Annotated in this window: 19 protein-coding genes and 1 pseudogene; 4 read left to right on the forward strand and 16 right to left on the reverse strand. The window is 66.3% G+C overall.

Features of this window, described 5'->3' with window-relative positions; all coding sequences use genetic code 11:
* Positions 1-165: 165 nt before the first annotated feature.
* The 14 genes from JWN03_RS39610 to JWN03_RS39675 are packed head-to-tail and all read right to left on the reverse strand — an operon-like array spanning position 166 to position 14,046.
* Entirely contained in the window at positions 166-1,359 is a 1,194-nt protein-coding gene (locus JWN03_RS39610; protein WP_297626673.1) for an acetyl-CoA acetyltransferase, read from the reverse strand.
* A complete protein-coding gene (locus JWN03_RS39615) occupies positions 1,356-2,720 on the reverse strand; it encodes an OB-fold domain-containing protein (RefSeq protein WP_297626676.1) in 1,365 nt (454 codons plus the stop codon). The genes JWN03_RS39610 and JWN03_RS39615 overlap by 4 nt, the downstream gene beginning before the upstream one ends.
* On the reverse strand, positions 2,720-3,916 hold the full coding sequence (locus JWN03_RS39620) for an acetyl-CoA C-acetyltransferase (protein WP_297626680.1): 1,197 nt from the start codon (positions 3,914-3,916) through the stop codon (positions 2,720-2,722). Before JWN03_RS39620 ends, JWN03_RS39615 begins: the two co-directional genes overlap by 1 nt.
* A gap of 28 nt (positions 3,917-3,944) precedes the next feature.
* On the reverse strand, positions 3,945-5,174 hold the full coding sequence (locus tag JWN03_RS39625; RefSeq protein WP_297626683.1) for an acetyl-CoA hydrolase/transferase family protein: 1,230 nt from the start codon (positions 5,172-5,174) through the stop codon (positions 3,945-3,947).
* 2 nt (positions 5,175-5,176) lie between these two features.
* On the reverse strand, positions 5,177-5,383 hold the full coding sequence (locus JWN03_RS39630; protein ID WP_297626686.1) for a hypothetical protein: 207 nt from the start codon (positions 5,381-5,383) through the stop codon (positions 5,177-5,179).
* Position 5,384: 1 nt separating this feature from the next.
* Complete coding sequence (locus JWN03_RS39635; RefSeq protein WP_297626689.1) at positions 5,385-5,897, reverse strand: aromatic-ring-hydroxylating dioxygenase subunit beta; 513 nt, start codon at positions 5,895-5,897, stop codon at positions 5,385-5,387.
* Positions 5,897-7,159 carry an aromatic ring-hydroxylating oxygenase subunit alpha gene (locus JWN03_RS39640; RefSeq protein ID WP_297626692.1) on the reverse strand — a complete coding sequence of 421 codons (1,263 nt, stop codon included), beginning with the start codon at positions 7,157-7,159 and terminating at the stop codon, positions 5,897-5,899. The genes JWN03_RS39635 and JWN03_RS39640 overlap by 1 nt, the downstream gene beginning before the upstream one ends.
* Complete coding sequence (locus JWN03_RS39645; RefSeq protein WP_297626695.1) at positions 7,156-8,847, reverse strand: class I adenylate-forming enzyme family protein; 1,692 nt, start codon at positions 8,845-8,847, stop codon at positions 7,156-7,158. The genes JWN03_RS39640 and JWN03_RS39645 overlap by 4 nt, the downstream gene beginning before the upstream one ends.
* Before the next feature lie 5 nt (positions 8,848-8,852).
* Positions 8,853-10,487 (reverse strand): class I adenylate-forming enzyme family protein, encoded by a 1,635-nt coding sequence (locus tag JWN03_RS39650; RefSeq protein ID WP_297626697.1) that lies wholly within the window; start codon positions 10,485-10,487, stop codon positions 8,853-8,855.
* Between the two features lie 14 nt (positions 10,488-10,501).
* Positions 10,502-11,308 carry an enoyl-CoA hydratase/isomerase family protein gene (locus JWN03_RS39655; RefSeq protein ID WP_297626699.1) on the reverse strand — a complete coding sequence of 269 codons (807 nt, stop codon included), beginning with the start codon at positions 11,306-11,308 and terminating at the stop codon, positions 10,502-10,504.
* Positions 11,305-12,096 (reverse strand): enoyl-CoA hydratase/isomerase family protein, encoded by a 792-nt coding sequence (locus JWN03_RS39660; protein ID WP_297626702.1) that lies wholly within the window; start codon positions 12,094-12,096, stop codon positions 11,305-11,307. Before JWN03_RS39660 ends, JWN03_RS39655 begins: the two co-directional genes overlap by 4 nt.
* The gene (locus tag JWN03_RS39665) at positions 12,096-12,863 is read right to left on the reverse strand and encodes an enoyl-CoA hydratase/isomerase family protein (RefSeq protein WP_297626704.1); all 768 of its coding nucleotides are present in this window, start codon (positions 12,861-12,863) and stop codon (positions 12,096-12,098) included. The genes JWN03_RS39660 and JWN03_RS39665 overlap by 1 nt, the downstream gene beginning before the upstream one ends.
* Positions 12,860-13,597, reverse strand: a complete 738-nt coding sequence (gene fabG / locus JWN03_RS39670; protein ID WP_297626707.1) for a 3-oxoacyl-ACP reductase FabG — start codon at positions 13,595-13,597, stop codon at positions 12,860-12,862. Before fabG ends, JWN03_RS39665 begins: the two co-directional genes overlap by 4 nt.
* Positions 13,594-14,046 (reverse strand): MaoC family dehydratase, encoded by a 453-nt coding sequence (locus JWN03_RS39675; protein WP_297626710.1) that lies wholly within the window; start codon positions 14,044-14,046, stop codon positions 13,594-13,596. The genes fabG and JWN03_RS39675 overlap by 4 nt, the downstream gene beginning before the upstream one ends.
* Before the next feature lie 126 nt (positions 14,047-14,172).
* Between JWN03_RS39675 and JWN03_RS39680 the strand changes: the two genes are divergently transcribed.
* A complete protein-coding gene (locus JWN03_RS39680; protein WP_297626712.1) occupies positions 14,173-14,817 on the forward strand; it encodes a TetR/AcrR family transcriptional regulator in 645 nt (214 codons plus the stop codon).
* 33 nt (positions 14,818-14,850) lie between these two features.
* Here JWN03_RS39680 and JWN03_RS39685 read toward each other — a convergent pair.
* Together JWN03_RS39685 and JWN03_RS39690 are read right to left on the reverse strand one after the other, a co-directional pair.
* Positions 14,851-15,696, reverse strand: a pseudogene (locus tag JWN03_RS39685) (enoyl-CoA hydratase/isomerase family protein); the annotation flags it as partial.
* Positions 15,665-16,516 carry a PaaI family thioesterase gene (locus JWN03_RS39690; protein ID WP_297626715.1) on the reverse strand — a complete coding sequence of 284 codons (852 nt, stop codon included), beginning with the start codon at positions 16,514-16,516 and terminating at the stop codon, positions 15,665-15,667. The gene JWN03_RS39690 and the pseudogene JWN03_RS39685, both read right to left, overlap by 32 nt.
* Before the next feature lie 88 nt (positions 16,517-16,604).
* Between JWN03_RS39690 and JWN03_RS39695 the strand changes: the two genes are divergently transcribed.
* Genes JWN03_RS39695 through JWN03_RS39705 form a run of 3 tightly spaced genes read left to right on the forward strand, consistent with a single transcriptional unit; the run spans position 16,605 to position 19,195 of the window.
* Entirely contained in the window at positions 16,605-17,402 is a 798-nt protein-coding gene (locus JWN03_RS39695) for an SDR family NAD(P)-dependent oxidoreductase (RefSeq protein ID WP_297626718.1), read from the forward strand.
* 2 nt (positions 17,403-17,404) lie between these two features.
* A complete protein-coding gene (locus JWN03_RS39700; RefSeq protein ID WP_297626721.1) occupies positions 17,405-18,007 on the forward strand; it encodes a TetR/AcrR family transcriptional regulator in 603 nt (200 codons plus the stop codon).
* Positions 18,008-18,043: 36 nt separating this feature from the next.
* Positions 18,044-19,195 (forward strand): acetyl-CoA C-acetyltransferase, encoded by a 1,152-nt coding sequence (locus JWN03_RS39705; RefSeq protein ID WP_297626724.1) that lies wholly within the window; start codon positions 18,044-18,046, stop codon positions 19,193-19,195.
* Positions 19,196-19,197: the final 2 nt, after the last annotated feature.

Raw genomic sequence — 19,197 nt, forward strand, 5'->3', positions numbered from 1 at the left:
CGAGGGCGATTGCGACCAGGGTCAGGCCCAGCCAGGGGCGTAGGTGAGGGGTGATGCGGGTGATGAGGCCGGAGTCGTCCAGTTCGACCACCATCGCGTCGGTGATGTGCAGGGGGCCGATCTTGGCCACGCCCAGAACTACATTCACGTTGCCGGAGGTGAGGGTCAGCCGAGTTCTGAGCCGACTACCGATACGAAGGACACGCAGGCTCCGGGGCGGCCACCGAGGTTGTGGGTCAAGGCAAGTCGCGGATCGGGTAGTTGGCGGTCCCCTGCCGCGCCCTGGAATTGCAGCCAGCATTCGTAGAGCATGCGGAGGCCGCTGGCGCCTACGGGGTGGCCGAAGGATTTGAGGCCGCCGTCGGGGTTGATGGGCAGGCGGCCGGTCAGGTCGAAATCGCCTGCGAGGCTGTCCTTCCAGGCCCGGCCCGGGTCGGTGAAGCCGAGGTCTTCCATCAGGATCAGCTCGGTGGGGGTGAAACAGTCGTGCACCTCGGCGAAGGACAGTTCCGTGCGAGGATCGGTGACCCCGGCTTGGGCGTAGGCGTCCGCGGCGGAGGCGACGACCTCGGGGAAGGTGGTGTAGTCGTAATCCGGATCGACCGCACCGAGTCCCGCCCCCGCGGTGAGCGACAGCCCCTTCACGTAGAGCGGGGTGTCGGTGTAGTTCAGGGCATCCTCGGCTCGCACGATTACCGCGCAGGCGGCGCCGTCGGAGACGCCCGAGCAGTCGAACACCCCGAGCCTGCCGGCGACCAGTGGGGCACGGGCGATCTTCTCCTTGGAGACCTCGGAACGGAACTGGGCCTTGGGATTTCGTGCACCGTTGTGGTGGTTCTTCCACGCGACATGGGTCATCGCCTCGCGCATGGCGGCCGGGTCGACGCCGTACTTCGCGCAGTAGGCGGGGTCGAGAAGGGAAAAGGCGGCCGGGGCGGTCAACGACAGTTCTGCGGCGGTTCCATCGCTGGGCGGGTCGCCGCGCAGCAGACCGGAAAAGCCGGAGTCCTTGAGCTTTTCGACGCCGATCGCGACAACCCGGTCGTAGGCTCCGGAAGCGACCGCGTAGCAGGCATTGCGGAAGGCTTCCGAGCCACTGGCGCAGTAGTTTTCGACACGGGTGACCGGAGTATTCGTCAGACCGAGTGGCTTGCTGACGGTCAGGCCGCTCTGACCGGTCGCGAGGGTGCCGAGCCAGTAAGCATCGATATCGCGGCGGTCCAACTTGGGGCTGCCGTCGAAGCAGTCGGCCATAGCGTCGATGAGCAGATCGTCCGCCGAGCTTTCCCAGCGTTCACCGAATCGGGTGCAGCCCATGCCGACGATGGCGACCTTGTCCCGAATACCGTTGCTGCTCATATCAATCGCGCTTTCCAGAAGTAGTTGTGCACTCCACCGGCGCTGTGCAGCCGCCGGAAGACCGTCTCCACGCGCGCGCCGACCGCCAGCCGATCCGCACCGCCGTCGGCGATTTCGAGGGTGTAGCGGCCGCCGTCCTCGAAGTCGACGACGGCTTCGATCACCGGTGGGGCCGGAGAATATGCGAGGCGATCCACGGTGAAAGTCGTTACGGTCGCCTGTCGATGCGCCATCGATACGGCGGTCATATCGTCGATCGCACCGCAGCGCTTGCAGATTCGGGCGGGTGGCAGATGTACGAGACCACATGCGGCGCATCGGCTGCCGGTGAAGGAGTACTTCCAGCGAGCCGCGCGGGCCGAGGGCGGTGCGGCGACCCGGTCGGGTTCCGGGCGACGCGGTGGTTCGCGGTCGAGAATGCCACGCCAGGCGAGGTAGGCCGGGTAGGGCACGGACGTACCGGCCGCAAGCTGCTCTGCCACCGAAACCTGTTGTCTGCCTCCGCCTATCCGATCAGTGGCACGCAGCACCCAGGCATCGCAGCCGTCTGCGGCGGAGACCACAAGCACCGTCTCGCCCGGCGCGGCGATATCCAGGGCCGTAGCCAGCGCGACACCGATATCGGCGGCACCCGCGTGACCGATCGGCGAGTTCGTGGTAGTGAGTTTGCCCGACAACGCGAAGGCCGCACGCTTGGCCACCGCGAGGTTCGGCGATACCAGCACGATGTGGTCGGCCTCGGTGATCCCGGCTTCCGCCAGCACTGCCGCCACCGCCCGGTCGATCAGTGGCTGGTACTGCTCGACGCCGAAGCGCTCCTCCCACTGGGTTCCGGTCGGGGCCAGCGGATCCCGCCAGCGGTCCAGGAACTCCGCGGTCATGCTGGATTCGGCAATGATCTCGGCGATCGGGTCCGGTCCGAACAGGAAGGCGGCAGCGCCGTCACCACCGCTGCGTTCATCTGCGGACCCCGGGCGGCCGACCCGCACATCGGCGAGTATTGCGAGCCCGCCGGATGCGGCAGCGGCGCGCAGTGCGGCCACCCCACTGCGGGCCGAGCCGGCCAGGTCGACGGCGAAAACGGACTCCGGAAGGTCCAGTGCGGCATGGATTGCCGTGGCATTCGTCTTGTCCGCATACGCCGGTGTGGTGGTCGCGAAGTAGAGCGCATCCACATCGGTCCGGACAGCCGAGAACAATAGGGCGGCAGCGGCTGCCCCCATCGTGGTGCTGTCCTCGTCGTAGGAGGCCACCACACGAGAACCCTTGCCCGCGTTGGTCCCCAGCGTCGCACCGATATCGGCCAGCAGCACGCGGTGTACGGGCAGGTAGGTGCTGTAGGCGTTGATTCCGTAGCTCATCACGGCGCCTCGAACAGTGCGGCCATGCCCTGACCGCCGCCGACGCACATCGATTCCAGTGCGTACCGTCCACCGCTCCTGCGCAATTCGTGCAGCATAGTGGTGAGAATGCGAGCCCCGGTCGCGCCGATGGGATGTCCGAGCGAGATGCCCGAACCATTCACATTCAGGCGGTCGATGTCATCGAAACCCCAGCCCTTCATGACGGCCAGCACTTGAACGGCGAATGCCTCGTTGACTTCGACCAGGTCGATGTCATCGAAGGTGTGCCCGGTGCGCTGAAAAAGCTTGGCCACGGCGGGAACCGGGCCGATCCCCATCTCGGCGGGCTCACAACCGGCGGCGGCCCAGCCGACCAGGTAGCCGAGTGGTTCCAGCCCGAGCTCGTCGAGCTTGTCCTCGGCAACCACCAGGCAGGCGGCCGCAGCATCGTTCTGCTGACTCGAATTGCCCGCTGTCACTGTGCCGTCCGCAATGACCGTGCGCAGGCTGGCGAGGGTGTCCGGAGTCGAGTCCGGGCGCACACCCTCGTCCTTGGCGAATTCGACAGGTCCACCCTTGCGCTGCGGCACCGAAACCGGCACCACTTCATCGTCGAATTTCCCAGCAGCCCATGCGGCGGCAGCCCGCTGGTGACTACGAGCGGCGAATTCGTCGGCCGCCGACCGGCTGATGTTGTATCGGGACGCCAGATTCTCGGCCGTCTCGATCATCCCGCTGATCTTCCCGAACCGATCCTCGGGTTGCGAGCGTTCCCGCCCCCGATCGAGTCGGTCGTAGAACGCGACATTGCCCCCGCGTGAGCCCCAGCGCATGTCCTGGGTGTAGTACTCGATATTGCTCATGCTCTCGACGCCGCCGGCCAGCACCACATCGGCCGCACCGGTCTGCACCATCATCGCCGCCGTGACGACGGCCTGCAGTCCGCCGCCGCAGCGACGGTCCACCTGGAAACCGGGGACCGCTATCGGAAGCCCTGCCGCCAACGCCGCCCAGCGGCCGATGCAGGGGGCCTCGGAGTTGGTGTAGGACTGGGCGAACGAGACGTCGTCGATGCGCGCGGGATCGATGCCGGCACGCGCCACCACCGCCTTGATGATCAGCGCCGCCAGCTCTTCGGCGGGCATCGGGCGCAGCGCGCCGCCGAATGTCCCGACGGGCGTGCGCAGCGGGCTCACGATTGCCGCTCTCCTCATCGCAGCGACCTCGCATCCTCGGACCGGATCAGCATGGGAACTCCTTCGCCCGCAGGGCTTCTCGATGGTCGGGGTGGGCGATCGCCAGCAGCCGTTCCCGGCGCTCGGACAGGGTGGTTCCCCGCAGATCGGCAACCCCGTATTCGGTGACGATGACGCCGGCGTCGCTGCGCGCGGTGCTCACCGGGCCGGACAGCCGGTCGACAATGCGGGTCCGGGCGCCCGCGGTCGCGGGCAGCGCGATGATCGGGATGCCGCCCGCCGATCGTGCTGCGCCGCGCAGGAATTCGGCTCCGCCACCGACCGCGCCCACGTAGCGCCCGCCCGCGACTTCGGCATTCACCTGGCCCGTCAGATCGACTTCGATGGCCGAGTTGATCGCCACGAACCGGTATTGCGCCGCGAGCCGCGCCGGATTGTGGGTGTATTCGACCGGCCGCAGCGAGACGGCCGGATTGTGGTGCGCGTGGTCGAAAAGTCGTCGCGATCCGATCAGCACCGCGGCCACCGATATCCCGCGATCGGTGGTCTTCCGGGCATTGGTGACCACGCCTTTGCCGATCAGGTCGACGACCGCATCGGTGAGTATCCCGGAGTGGATGCCCAAGTCATTGTGATCACTGAGCGCACCGAGCACGGCCTCCGGCACCGAGCCGATGCCGAATTGCAGGGTGGCTCCGTCGGGGACCACCCCGGCAATGTGCTCGCCGATCGCCGTCAGCTCGGGCGACGCCGGAGTGGACAGGCTCTGCGCCACCGGTCGCGAGGTCCGAACCTCGATATCGATATCGTGCGCGGTGAGATACCGGGAACCGGGTGTCGCCGGTGCCTGATCGTTCACTTCGGCCACTACCACGCGCGCGGAATCTATTGCAGCAGTGAGATAGTCGTCGGCCAATGCCAGGCTGTACCGTCCCTGGACATCCGGCGGTGCGCATTGAACCAACACCACGTCCGCCCGCGACACATAGTCGGGCAGCGTCGAATAGTGGCCCGGGTAGATGTCGAGCGCCCCGGCCGCAGCCAGTGCGCGATTACTGCCGGTCCCGCAGTATCCGACAAACCGAATATGGTCCGCATGTTCAGGTTTCACCGTATCGGCCACCGGAATCCCGAGGAAACAGGTGATCCCACCGAACTCGGCCCGCTGCGCCAGCAGTCGCTCGGTGAGCGGTACGGGTTCCGCACACGCCTGCCCCCACACCACGAAGTCGCCCGCACGAATGATGTCGCGAAAGTCGATGTCCGCCATACTCATCGCTACTCCTCACGCCAGCGGTCGGCGGAGGGGTCGAGCAGCTGTTCCAGACGCCCCTCGGGCAGCCACACGATCGTCTCCAGTTCGAGAGCATCCAGATACCGGACCCGCCCGGACTTCAGATCCGTCAGCCGCAGTCGTGGCCCATTGCCCTCGTGGTCGATATCGACACGGACACCGGCGAATTCGCTGCTGATCACCTCGTCCATCTCAGATCAGGAATCCGAGAGTGGGCAGCGCCTCGGCATTGTTCACCAGCAGTACGGTCTTGCCGACCAGTTTGATCTCGCCCTCCACCAGGCGCAGCCGGTACAGATAGCGACCGGCCCAGGTCACCAATCCGCGCGGCTTCGACTCCAGCAGCACAAAATTCGCGCCGACACTGGTATCGCCGTCCTCGCTGCCGAGCAGTTCGACATTGGAGATGGTCCGGCGCAGATTCGACGGCGGCGACTGTGCGTACCGCTTACCGGTGCGCAGCTGGGCGAGCCTGGTGCTGATCCGGCGGCGATTGTCGTACATCACCGATACGGTTCGCTCCGGATCGGCGAGTGAACCGGCGACCGGAACCCAGTACAGCGCATCGTCGGTCCACAGCGCTTCCCACGCGTCGTACTGATGCTCATCGGCGAAACGCGCTTCGCGGTACAGGAATTGCTCGACCTCGCGTAGCTCGAGCAGCGCCGGGGAGTCGAGGTTCGGCTCGGATTCCATGGTGGTCATCACTTCTCCATCAGGGATTTGTAGTGCTGCCAGAACGCCCGCATCGCGGTCTCGTCGGTCGCGCCGCCGATGCGGAAACCGTTCTCGTCGTCCGACTCTCGCTGCACCCCGCGCCGGACATCCAGCCATTCGGGCAAAAGCTGTTCGACGCCGCGCTGATTGCGCTCGTACATTTCGGTGTCATCGGCCAGCAGCATGCCCGCCGGACCGACCGATCCGATCGACTGCGACAGCATTCGCTTGTTCAATTCCGGTGCGCCGTCGAGCTGTACGGCGGTGGAGAACTGGATGCATTCGCGCTCGGAGATCGGCTGGATATTGAAGACCTGGATCTCGGCGACAAACAGGTTCGGGAAGATCATGACGTGCGGCGCGCCCTCGATGAGGATCTCTTCGGCTGCGTCGCCGTGCTTTTCGCGCATCTTGGCCACATAGTCGGGCACCCGGGATTCGGTGGTGCCGAACCAGCGCATGGGCTCGGCGAATTTGCGGAACTCCGGTCGCAGATCGTTCTCGCTGTGACCGTTGCCGAAGGCCCGGGTCACCGCGGTGGAATTGTCGCTGTAGAGCGGCCCGATGGTGGAACCGGTGACCGAGAAGATCGAACTGTGCACAAATTGCGGGTGATAGCCGTCGGTTTCGTTCTCCGCCAGCAGCTTCCAATTCGCGTGGGTGCGGTGTTTGAGCCAGCCGGCATCCAGGGACACCTTGCCCACAGGTGAGAGTCGCGCCAGCCGGTCCAGTTCACCGGCCGCTGCCCCGAGATGCTCGGCGAGTGGCGGCACCTCGGCATTGAAACTGCCGAAGACGAACCCGTGATAGGACTCCGCCCTCGCCACCGCACCAAGTTTGAGATCCAGGGCACCCTTGCCGCCGTAGCCCTTGTTGAACGGAGCACCCAGCAGCTCACCGGAATTGCGGTAGGTCCACCCGTGATACGGGCAGCGGAACGAGCTGGAATTGCCGCTCGGCGCATCACAGACCAGATTGCCACGATGCGCGCAGCGGTTCACCAGCAGGTGCACCTCGCCCGTGCGGTCCCGGGTCATGATGATGTCCTGCGGCCCGATGTTCTTGCGCACGTAGTCGTTCGGCTGCGGCACCTCGCTGGTGTGACCGACGAAGACCCAGCCGCCGTACCAGATCCGCTCCAGCTCATCGGCGAAGACGGCCGGGTCGGTGTACAGCGAGCCGTGCACGCGCTCGGGTTCGATGAGCGCGGAGTAGTCGACCCGCGGGGCCGCTGAAGTTCCGACCGTCATAACTGCTCCAATCGCTGTTTGAGCTGTGCCACCAGCTTGTACTTCTGGACCTTGCCTGTCGGCGTGGTCGGAAGTTCCGAAGCTTCGAGGAACACCACATGTTTGGGGACTTTGAAGCGCGCGAGATGCTGTTTGCACAGGGCGATCACGGCCGCGGCGTCGATCACGCTGTCCGGTGCGCGGACGACGCACGCGCAACCCGCCTCACCCCAGCGCTCGTCCGGAATACCGACGGCGTAGGCCTGACTGATCTCGGGCTGCGCGGTGAGCAGGTCCTCGATCTCCTTGGGCATCACCAGTTCTCCGCCACTCTTGTAGAGCTCTTTGCTGCGGCCGGTGATTTCGAGGTAGCCGTCCGGGCGGACCCGGCCCAGATCTCCCGAGTACACCCAGCCGTCGCGCAGGCCGCGGGTGGTCTCCTCCGGTTTGCCCCAGAAGCCGAGCATGCTCGTGGGGCCGTGCGAGACCAGTTCACCCTCCGCGCCTTCGGGCAAGACGTCCCCGGTTGCCGGATCGAGCGTGCGGTACCACACCAGCGCGCCATCCGAGAGTCCCGCCGCCCCAGCCGATTTCGGCTTCCCCGCAGTCGTCGCGGTGAGTTCGAACGAATCCTCGGGCCGAGTCAGCGTCATCGCTCCACCGCATTCGGTCATACCGTAACCGGTGACGATTTCGGTCGCGCCCAGCTCGTCGCGCACCCGCTCCCACAGCCACACCGGAGCCGGGGCAGCGCCGGAAAGCACCGCAGAGAGCGAAGACAGGTCGTAGGCGTGCCGATCGGGATGTTCCAGGATTGCGACGGTCATGGTCGGTACGCACAGGATGTCGTCGGCCCGATGCCGTTCGATGCCGGCCAGATACTTCGCCGGATCGAACGCGGCCTGCATGATCACCGCACCGCCGACCATCATCGCCGCGATCAAGCCCTCGACGTAGCCGAACATGTGATAGCAGGGCAGCGAGAACAGGATTCGCCGTCCGTCACCGAATGCGCGAGTCAACGCCGAGGCATAGCCGGTGCGCAGGACCGCGTCATGGGTGATCAGGACGCCCTTCGGCGATCCGGTAGTGCCGGAGGTGTAGAGAATGTCTCCGACCCCGGCTGGATCCACCGAAATACCTCGAGCCGCTGCCTTGTTCGCTACACCGATGTTCTCCAGGTCCGCGAGTGTGGGTACCCCTGCCCGCACCTTGCCGTCGGTCGGCACCTGGATCACCGTGCGCAGCAGCGGCAGTTGTTCGGTCGCACCGGATTCCCAGCCGGGTGCGATGGTGTCGAGCATGCTCGGATAGTCGAGCGCGGCATATCCGGTCATGGTGATCAGCACCCGCGCCTGTGACTGCGCGAGCACGTACGCCAATTCCTCGGTGCGATAGAGGAAGTTCATCGGAATGGCGACCGCACCGGCCAATGCGATGGCGAACTTCACCGGCACGAACTCCGGATAGTTGGCCATCAGCACGCCCACGTGCTCGCCAGGCCGCACGCCGAGCGCGACCAGGCCATCGGCCAGGCGGGCAGCCCATTCCGCGGTCTCGCGGTAAGTGAGACTGCGATCGTCGGTGATGACCAGCGGCCTGTCACCGTACTGATCGGCACACGTTCCGAGCCAGTCCCCCAGCGACGACGGCCGCCACTCGGGAAACCGTTCGACCAGTCGTTGCCGCCGAGCCTCGAGAGTATCCATGCCGATCACCCGATCTCGTCGACGGATTCGGCGAGGATGGCCTCACGCAATTTGAACTTCTGGATCTTGCCCGACGGTGTTGTCGGCAGTTCGGTGGTGACGAACCAGCGCCGCGGCGTCTTGAACGGCGCAAGCCGTGCACTCAGATGCGCCTTCACCGAATCGACCAGATCGTCGGGCCGTTCCCCGCGCACGACCAGCACCGCGGCGACGGTCTCACCCCACTTCTCGTGCGGCACTCCGACCACGGCCGCCTGCTGCACCGAATCATGTTCGACCAGCCGTGATTCCACCTCGGCCGGTGCGATGTTCTCGCCGCCGCTGATGATCATGTCCTTGAGCCGCCCGGTCACCGTGACAAACCCTCGGCTGTCCATCGATCCCAGGTCTCCGGTGTGCAGCCAGCCCTCGGCGTCGACCGTCGCGGCGGTGGCCTCTGGGTCCCGGTAGTACTCGATCATCTGCTGATAGCCGCGTGCGCAGATCTCGCCCTCGGTGCCCAGCGGCGCGACTCCGGTGCCCCTGCCATCCGCGATCTTGGTCTCCACCTGGCCTATCGGACGCCCGACGGTCGCCAATTGATCCTCGATCGAATCCGATTTGCGCGTCAAGGTGAGCACCGGCGCAAGCTCGGTCTGGCCGAACAGGTTGTGCACCGAAGCGCCGAATACCCGGGCCGATCCCTCGATCAAGACGCGCGGGACATTCGCGGCGCCGCCGACCACACTGGCGAATCGCGGTGCGCTGTCTTCTTTTCCGCGCATCGTCTCGAGTAGCGCGCCGAGCACTGTCGGAACGAAGAAGAGCACATCGGCGCGCTCCTGCCTCGCCCAATCCAATACGGCAGCCGGGGCGAAGGTTTCGACCAGCAGTGTTGTCCCAGCCTTCCAGACCGGGCCCAGCGTGCCGATCACGCAGGCGGCGGTATGGAACATCGGCAGCGGATTGACGAAGACCGATCCCTCGGCGATCTCGGCGGCCTCCATGGTCATTCGGGCGACATTGACCAGCGAACGATGCCGCAGCAGCACACCTTTGGGATTTCCGGTCGTCCCCGAGGTGTACTGCAGCATTACCGGTGACTCCGGATCGCTTGCCCAAGGACCGAATTCGGTGTTGTCGAGGCGCGGTGACTGCCACCGCTCGCGCTCGGACAGACTGATCAGGTGTTCGACGGCAGGCGCCTCGGCCACTGCCGCCTTCGCGACACCCGCCATGTCGTAGCCTTTGTTCTCCTCGGCGTGGATCAGCACCCTCGCGCCGGAATGGCGCAGCGCATAGGCGAGTTCGCCCTGCCGGAATGCGGGATTGATGGCGACCAGGACACGCCCCGACAGGGCCGCGCCGAATTCGATGACCGGCCACTCCGCGACATTCGGACCCCACAGTGCCACGAAGTCACCTGGTTCCGTCAAGGCCGTCAGCGCGGCGGCGACGCGCAGCGCCTCGTCGTACAGCTCGGTATAGGTGAATCGGCGCAGTTCCGTCGTGCCGTGCGGTGTGCCGACCAGGGCGACGGTGTCGCCGAAGTGCCGGGCACGGTCAGCGAGCAGGGAACCGACGGTGTGATCAGACAGCGGCACGCTGTCGTCCCGCGCCCAATACGATTCGGTGAGATTGCGTTCTGCCACAGAGGTCATGGGCGGGCTTCCATCTACTTCCCGCGGAATGCGGGTGTTCGCTTGTCATGGAACGCCGAGACTCCCTCGGCGAAATCTTCGGTGTCGAACAGCCGCACCTGGGCGTCGACCTCGTGCTCCAGCACGTCGAGCGGGTCACTGGGCCAGTGGGCCAGCAGCGATTTCAGCGCGGCGATCGCCAAGGGTGGTGCGGTGGCGATGCGTTCGGCATCGGCGAGCGCGCATTCCAGTGCGGTTCCGGAGGGAACGGCTATGTCGGCAAGGCCGAGCGCCGCAGCCTCGGTGCCGGAGAGCCTGGTCGGGAGCAGCATCAGCTGCCGCGCCTTCGCAGGCCCGACGCGGGCGGGGAGTGAGGCGAAAATGCCCATATCCCCGGCCAATCCGACCCCGGTGAAGGCGGTACTGAATACCGCGTCCTCGGCAGCAATCACTCGATCGCAGGCCAGTGCCAGGGAAACTCCCGCGCCGAACGCGGATCCCTCCACGGCCGCGATCACCGGCGTGCCGCCCTGCCAGATCGCACGAACCACCCGTTGCGCGGCCTGCGCACGCGGGCGGGCTTCCGACTCGTCCATCCGCCGCATGGTCGAAATATCGCCGCCCGCACAGAATCCGGTGCCCGCGCCGGTCAGCACGATCGCGCGGACAGCCGTATCGTCCATCGCCTCTTCCATCCGATCGGCGAGAGCGAGACGCAGCGGAATGTCGATGGCATTGCGCCGGTGCGGGCGGTTCAGGGTGATGATGCGGACCGCGCCGATGTCCTCGGTCAGGACCGGAATCTCGGTGGACGGTTCTGTCTCCTTGTCGGACAAGGTCATTCGCCCCGGAACTTGGGTTCGCGCCGTTCGATCACCGCGGCGAGACCTTCGCGCGAGTCCGCGGTGCCGGACAGCTCGGAGACGGTGCGCGCTTCCTCGGGTAGGCGGTCAGCCAGCGTCGCACCGATGCCACCCCACACCAGTCGCTTGGTCGCGCCGATCGCCTTCGGTGCGGTGTCGATGAACTGCCGGGCGTAGGCGACAGCTTCGGACTCGAGTTCCGCGGCCGGTACCACCTTTGTCAGCAATCCGATTTCGAGCGCCGCTACGGCATCGAGCACGGGGTTGGTGAGCAGAATGTGCATGGCACGGCGCAGGCCGACCAGCTGGGTCAGTGTCACCGACACACCCGCGTCCGGAGCCATACCGACGCGCACCGCCCCGGACATGAATTTCGCGGAGTCCGCGGCGATCACGAAGTCCGACGCGCAGACCAGCCCGAATCCGCCACCACCCGCGGCGAATCCGTGGACGGCGGCGATCACCGGGGGATTCAGTTGTGTCAGTGCGGCCACCGCGATCTGCAACCAGGCCGTGGCCTCGCGCAGATAGTCCGGCAGCTGCTCGCCCTTGGAGGCGAAGACCTTGATATTGCCGCCGGCGCAGAAGTTCCTCCCCGCACCGGAGAGCACCACCGCCCGCACCCGAGGCTCACCGTGCACCCGCAGAATCGCGGCATGCAACGCCTGCAGGAACGGCACATCCATACCGTTGGAGGTCTGCGGGCTGTTCAGCACCAGCCGGGCGATGCCGTCGTCGTCGATATCGAGCTGCACCAGGTCGGACATTATTTGCTCCCGTGATCCGTGGTGAACGAGGCGATTCCGGCTCCGGCCGTCGCACCCGAGAGATGGTCGAGCACGGCTTCGAATTCGAGATCGAGCCCCTGGGCGAGCGGCAGTCCCAGACCGGCGTCGACGAGATGCTTGATCTCGGCCAAGGCCGCACGATCCTTGGCCGCCAGCCTGCGCGCGAATTCCGTGACGGCGGAGTCGAATTCGTCGGCTGCCAGCTTGCGATAGGCCAGGCCCCAGGCCACAACCTCGTCGGCGGAGAGCCGGTCACCGGTAAGAATGTGCGCCAGTGCGCGCTGGCGGCCGACCAGCCGTGGCAGGCGCTGACTGCTGCCGCCACCGGGTATCTGGCCGAAGCGTGCGTGCGTATCCGCAACCACCGCGTTCTCGTGGATCAGGACGATATCGGCGGCCTGCATGAGCTCGAACCCGCCTGCCATGGCGTAACCCTCGACCGCGCAGACTACTGGCACCGGCAGGGTCGCAATGACATCGCAGGCGGCGCGGAAGTTGGCGAACAGCGGCGCCATGGCGTCGCGGCCCTGCGCCCGCAAATGCTCGAGTTCCCGGAAATCGCCTCCGACACAGAAGTTTCCGCCGCTGCCGCGAATCACGATCACGTCGGCGGCACCGGCCAGCGTCAGCAACTCGGCATGCAGTCGCGCACCCAATTCGACCGAGATGGCATTCATCTGCTCGGGCCGGTTCAGGATGAGGGTGGCGACCCCGTCCGAGACCTCGGTCAGCACAATATCGCTCACATCAATCGACCCCCGCCCACCTCGAGCACCGCGCCGGTCGTGTAGCTGGACAGATCCGAGGCGAGATACAGTGCGGCACCGGCGACTTCGCTGGGTTCACCGGCGCGCTTCATCGGAATCGCGGCCTCGCGTTCGGCGAACACCTCGGGCGGCATGGCCTCGGTCATCGCGGTGCGAATCAGGCCGGGCTGGATCGCATTGACCCGGACACCCTTGTGCGCCAACTCTTTCGCGCTCGCCTTGGTCAGGCCGACAATTCCGGCCTTGGCTGCGCTGTAATTGGTCTGCCCCGGATTGCCCGACTTCCCGGACAGCGAAGACATATTGATGATCGAGCCGCCACCGGCGTCGCGCATGACCGCCGAGGCCGCGCGCACACCGAGCCAGGTGCCGCGCAGATGGACGGCGATGACGGTATCGAAATCCGCGACCGTCATCTTGCGCAGCGAGGCGTCGCGGGTGACTCCGGCATTGTTGACGAAGACATCCAGACGGCCCGACCACCGCACGGCTTCGTCTACCAGGCGCTGCACCGAATCCTCGTCGGTCACATCGCAGCCCACGCCGATTGCCCGCGCCCCGACCAGCTCTGCGGCGGTTCGCGCGCCGGACTCATGAATATCGGCCAGGACCACCGCCGCACCGTGCTCGTGAAACAGCTGTGCGACAGCGAGTCCGATGCCACCGGCCGCGCCGGTCACCACGGCGGTCTTGCCGCTGAGCAGGCCCGTCATGCGATGAACCTGGCGATCGATTCGGCGACACACGCGGGCTTGGCCGAGCCCTCGATCTCGATGGTGGTGCTGAATTTCGCCTGGATGCCGCCGGGTACCTCGGTCACCGATTCGATCGTGGTGGCGCCGCGCACCCGTGCGCCCACCGGCACCGGCGCGATGAAACGGACCTTGTCGAAGCCGTAATTGACTGCCATCGTGAGGTTTTCGATCCGGTAGAGCTCATGGTTGAGCACCGGCAGCAGCGACAGCGTCAGCAATCCGTGCGCGATGGTCGACTTGAACGGCCCGTCCGCCGCCCTCGCCGGGTCGGTGTGGATCCACTGGTGGTCCCCCGTCGCATCGGCGAATTTGTCGATGCGGTCCTGGTCGATGTCGAGCCATTCGGTAGTCCCGAGCGAGGCCCCCTCGGCTGCGGCGAACTCGTGGATGTTGGCGAAAACCTGCACGTCATCACTCCTGCCTGAATTTGAATCTAATATAGATTAGAAGATATGAGTGGTCAACGACACATCCCCGGACGCCCGGAGGGCGCGCTGTCCGAGCGGGGCCCGACCTGGCCCTATAGTCGTCCCGTGGCCAGGAAATCAGCTTCAGCACCGACCGACGACAGCACCGAGACCGGTGCCGAGTCGAAGGCGGTTCGCACCCGGAAGCGGATTCTCGACGCGGCGGCATACGTGCTGAGCCGCAAGGGATATGCCGGCACCCGGCTGTCGGAGGTGGCGGAGATCGCCGAGCTGCAGGCTCCGGCGATCTACTACTACTTCCCGTCCAAGGACGATCTGGTCGAGGAAGTCATGTGGGCGGGCATCGCCGATATGAATGTGCACGTGGGCGGCGTGCTCGCCGCTGTCCCCGCCGGTGTCCGGCCGATGGATCGCATTCTGGTGGCGGTCGAGGCCCATATGCGGCACGAGCTCGAGATCTCCGACTACACCACCGCTTCCATTCGCAATGCCGGTCAGGTGCCCGAGAAGATCCGGGTGCGGCAGCTGGAAGAAGAGGCCAAATACGGCAAGATGTGGCGCAGCCTCTTCGACGACGCCGTGGCCGCGGGTGAGCTGCGGCCGGAGCTCGATCCGGTCATTGCGCGGATGCTCGTTCTCGGCGCGCTGAATTGGGCGGCCGAATGGTGGACGCCCGAGCGTGGATCGCTGGATACCGTGGTTCGGACCGCGCAGGATATTGTGCGCAACGGGCTCAGCCCGGGCCGCTAGCGACTGCTTGCAGGTCGCTCGAAACGGTACCGCTCACCGACCCTCGAAGGTCGGGCGGCGTTTGGCCGCGAAGCATTCGATCGCGTGCGTCGCGTCGGCTGAATTGCCGGTCGCGACAAGCGCTTCGGACTCTTCGACGAATTGTTCAGCGAGCGTGTTGCCCCAGGACGCTCGCAGCAGCGCGCGCATCTGCCCGAAGGCCTTTGTCGGCCCGGAGGCGAGTTCACGAGCGAGTTCCTCCGCGCGATCCGCGAGTTCCTCCGCGGCGACCACCTCGGTGATCAGACCCCACTCGACAGCCTCACGCGCGTCGAGAACCTTGTTCCGCAAATACATTTGGGCAGCCCGGCGCGGACCGACCAGACGCGGCAGGAACCAGGTTCCGCCACCGTCACCGGAGATTCCGATGGCGGCGTACCCGGTGGCGAACTTGGTGCGCTCGGCCGCGAACACGAAGTCGGCGATATAGACGAGGCCGAGCCCGCCACCGGCCACCGCACCATGCGCGGCGGTGACGATCGGCGCCTCGAGCCGGCTCAGGATGCGGAAGGCCTCATGGAGCGGCCCGGTCATGCGCCGGAACAGGTCTCCGTATGCTTGCGCGGATTCGGTGAAGTAGCCGATATCGCCGCCGACGGTCAGCGCCGGCCCGTTGCCCTTGATCAGCACCGCGCGAATATCGCGGTCGGCCGCGCAGCGCCGAGCCACGATCAGCAGCTCTTCGGCGAGACGTAGGTCCATCGCATTGCGCGCATCGGGACGGTTCAGGCAGATCGTGGCTATCCCGTCGGCCACCGAGTATTCGATGGTCTCGAGTGGTTCGTCCTCGGCGAATGAGCCCATCACCTCAGTCTCCTGTCCGCAGCATCGTGCATGCCACCCTGGCAATCGGCTGTTTCGAACTGCCCTGGTAGACAATCGCGTTCGCGGATACCACCCGCTGCCCGGCACGCTCGACCACGGCGTCCGCCGTGAGTGGCGCATTGTCGAGCAGACCGGGGCGGTGGAAGGTGATGTCCATTCCGAGAGTCCGCACCGGTCCGGCGGCCGCCGTCGCGGCCTCGGCGAGCGCGAGTCCCGCCAGTGCGACCGGGATGCCGCCGTGCACAATGCCGTACGGATTGGCCATCCACTGCGCGGGACGCAGCACGAATCGTGTTTCCCCGGACTCGCCCACAGCGGCTTCGGCGCCCAACTGCGTGGCGAGCGAATCCGATTCGGGGACAGTCAGTTCCGAACCCTCGGTGGCAACCGGCTGCACGGAGCCGGGAACGATAATGAATCGTCCGGTCACCTCTGCGACCAAGGCACCGGCCTCCTCGGTGATCCGCCCCGCCGCGAGGACCGAGTGCGGCCCTATCTCGACCACCTCGCCACTGGCCAGCAACCGCTGCCCACCGCGCAACCCACGCGCGCCGACCTGCAGATGCAGCGAGAGCGTGCGGATGCCGACATCGGGAACAAGCGCCGATTGCACCGCGCGTCCGGTGACAAAATCCGCGAGTGGACCGAGCCAGCCGATCGGCAACTCCCCCGCGTTGCCGGCGGGCAAGCGCTGCTCGACGGCGATCCGATCGGGCCCGTGGCCGATCTGGCGGATGCCGAAGCGGTCCTCCGGGCCGAGGTTCGGGAATCTCGCTACCTCAGCGGCTCTCGCCATCGGGTCGGCCGCGGCAATCGCGGGTACCTCCACCGTCATCGGGCCTCCTTGTCGTACCCCAGCCTTGCTTATTGAATTGAATATAGATTAAATTAAGGCGCAAGCAACAACGAAGGGGTGCGACCGCATGGATCTCCAGCTGCACAGCGCGCGTGTGCTCGTCACCGGCGGCGGCTCCAATATCGGCCGGGGCATCGTGCACGGCTTCGCTCGCGAAGGCGCGCGCATCGTGATCAGCGATATCGACGGGCCGCAGGCCGAGAATGTGCGGGCGGAGGCCCTGGAACTGGGCGCTACGGCCGTCGAGGTCGCCACAGGCGATCTCACGCTCGACGGTGTCGCCCAGGAGGCGGTCGATCGTGCGGTGCAGCGGTGGGGCGGGCTGGATGTGCTGGTCAATAATGCGGGCTGGAGTGTGCCCGGCTTCATTGCCGAGGACACCGACCGCGCGAAGTGGCAGCGCACCATCGAGATCAATCTCTACACCGCGATCGCCGCTACCCAGGCCGCGATTCCGGCCATGCGCGAGACAGGAGCGGGCGCAATCGTTTTCATTGCCAGCGATGCGGCGTTCGGGCAGATCCGCCAGGGCATCTACGGCGCGACCAAGGCCGGGCTGATCGCCTTGGCGCGCACCACCGCTCGTGAGCACGGCCGCCACGGCATTCGTTCCAATGTCGTCTGCCCGGGCCTGGTCATCCCCGACGGGCCCGATGCGGTCGGGCCGAGCAGTCTGTGGGCGGTCGGCCAGGACGCCGTCTTCAATGAGAAGCAGATCGACTTCCTGCGCAAGGACATTCCGCTGCGCCGGCTCACCACCGCCGAGGACATTGCCAATTCGGTGGTCTGGGTGTCCTCCGACAGTGCCGCGCGCCAGGTCACCGGTCAGGTGTTCTCGGTCAGCGGCGGATACACGATGCCGTAGCGATGGCCCGGCCAGCGAAGAACCCCGGCAATGGCAGCCGCGACCGGATCCTGGCGGCCGCTGCCGCGGTGCTGTCCGAAAAGGGTTACGCGGCAGCGCGACTCACCGATATCGCCGAAGTCGCGCAGCTACGCGCACCGGCCGTCTACTACTACTTCGATTCGCGGGAGGCCTTGGTCGCCGAGGTGATGATCGTCGGCCAGCAATGGGTGCGACGGCATGTCACCGAGTCGCTCGACGCACTGCCGCCGGGAACTTCGGCCCTCGACCGGGTCTGCGTTGCCGTCGACGCCCACCTGCGCGTCGAGCTGGAGCTGTCGGACTTCGCCACCGCTGTCACCCGCAATGCCGGGCAACTGCCCGCTGACGTGCGCGCGCAGGTCGGACAGGAAAGCGCTCAGTACCACGCCATTTGGCGCGCGCTCATTACCGACGGACAGTCCGACGGCTCGATCCGCACCGATATCGATCCGCGCTCGGCACGCATGCTGATCATCGGCGCCTTGAATTGGGCGCCCGAATGGTGGCATGCGACAACACAATCCATCGATCTGCTGATCAGCACCGCACAGTCGTTCATTCGCGCCGGCCTGTCCGCGCACTGAACACCCCCACCGCACCACCATTACCGGAGGAACACCATGCCCGAGGCATACATTGTCGACGCCGTCCGCACCCCGGTCGGCCGCCGCAGGGGCGGCTTCACCGACACCCATCCCGCCGACCTCGGCGCGCATGTCATCCGGGAGCTGGTCGAGCGCGGCGACTTCGATCCGGCCGCCATCGACGATGTGATCTACGGGTGCCTGGACGCCATCGGTTCGCAGGCGGGCGATATCGCGCGCACCGCCGCGCTCGCCGCCGGACTGCCGGAGACCGTTCCCGGTGTCACCATCGACCGGCAGTGCGGATCCTCGCAGCAGGCAGTGCATTTCGCGGCGCAGGCCGTCATGAGCGGTACTTCTGATCTGATCATCGCCGGCGGCGTGCAGAAGATGACCCAGTTCCCCATCCTCAGTTCGTTCACCGCGGGCGAGCCGTTCGGCGCGACCGATCCGTGGACCGGATCCAAGGGCTGGGCAGCGCGGTACGGCAATGCCGAAGTCTCCCAGTTCCACAGCGCGGAAACGATTGCCGCGCAGTGGGGCATCTCGCGCGAAGACATGGAGCGCTTCGCGCTGGAGAGCCATTCGCGTGCCGTGCGGGCGCGCGAAGAAGGGCGGTTCGATCGCGAGATCGCCGCCTTCGACGGGGTGACGCAGGACGAGGGCCCACGCCCCGACACGACGCTGGAGAAGATGGCGGCGCTGCCGACGCTGGTACCCGGCGGGCGGGTCACCGCCGCGGTCTCCAGCCAGATCTCCGATGCGTCCTCGGCCATGCTGATCGCCTCCGAAGCTGCGGTCAAGGCGCACGGGTTCACCCCGCGCGCTCGCATCCATCATCTGTCGGTGCTGGGCGCGGATCCGGTGAACCTACTGACCGCTCCCATCCCCGCGACCCGGCGCGCACTCGCCAAAACCGGCATGACCATGGCTGATATCGACCTCACCGAGATCAATGAGGCATTCGCCTCCGTGGTCCTGGCCTGGCTGCACGAACTGAAGGCCGATCCGGCGAAGGTCAATGTGAACGGCGGCGCCATCGCCCTCGGACATCCGCTCGGCGCCTCCGGCACCCGGCTCATGATCACCCTGCTGCACGAACTCGAACGCACCGGCGGGCGCTACGGCCTGCAGACCATGTGCGAGGGCGGCGGACAGGCAAATGTCACCATTATCGAACGGCTCTGAGC

This window comes from Nocardia sp. (genome assembly GCF_025465275.1).
GTDB lineage: Bacteria > Actinomycetota > Actinomycetes > Mycobacteriales > Mycobacteriaceae > Nocardia.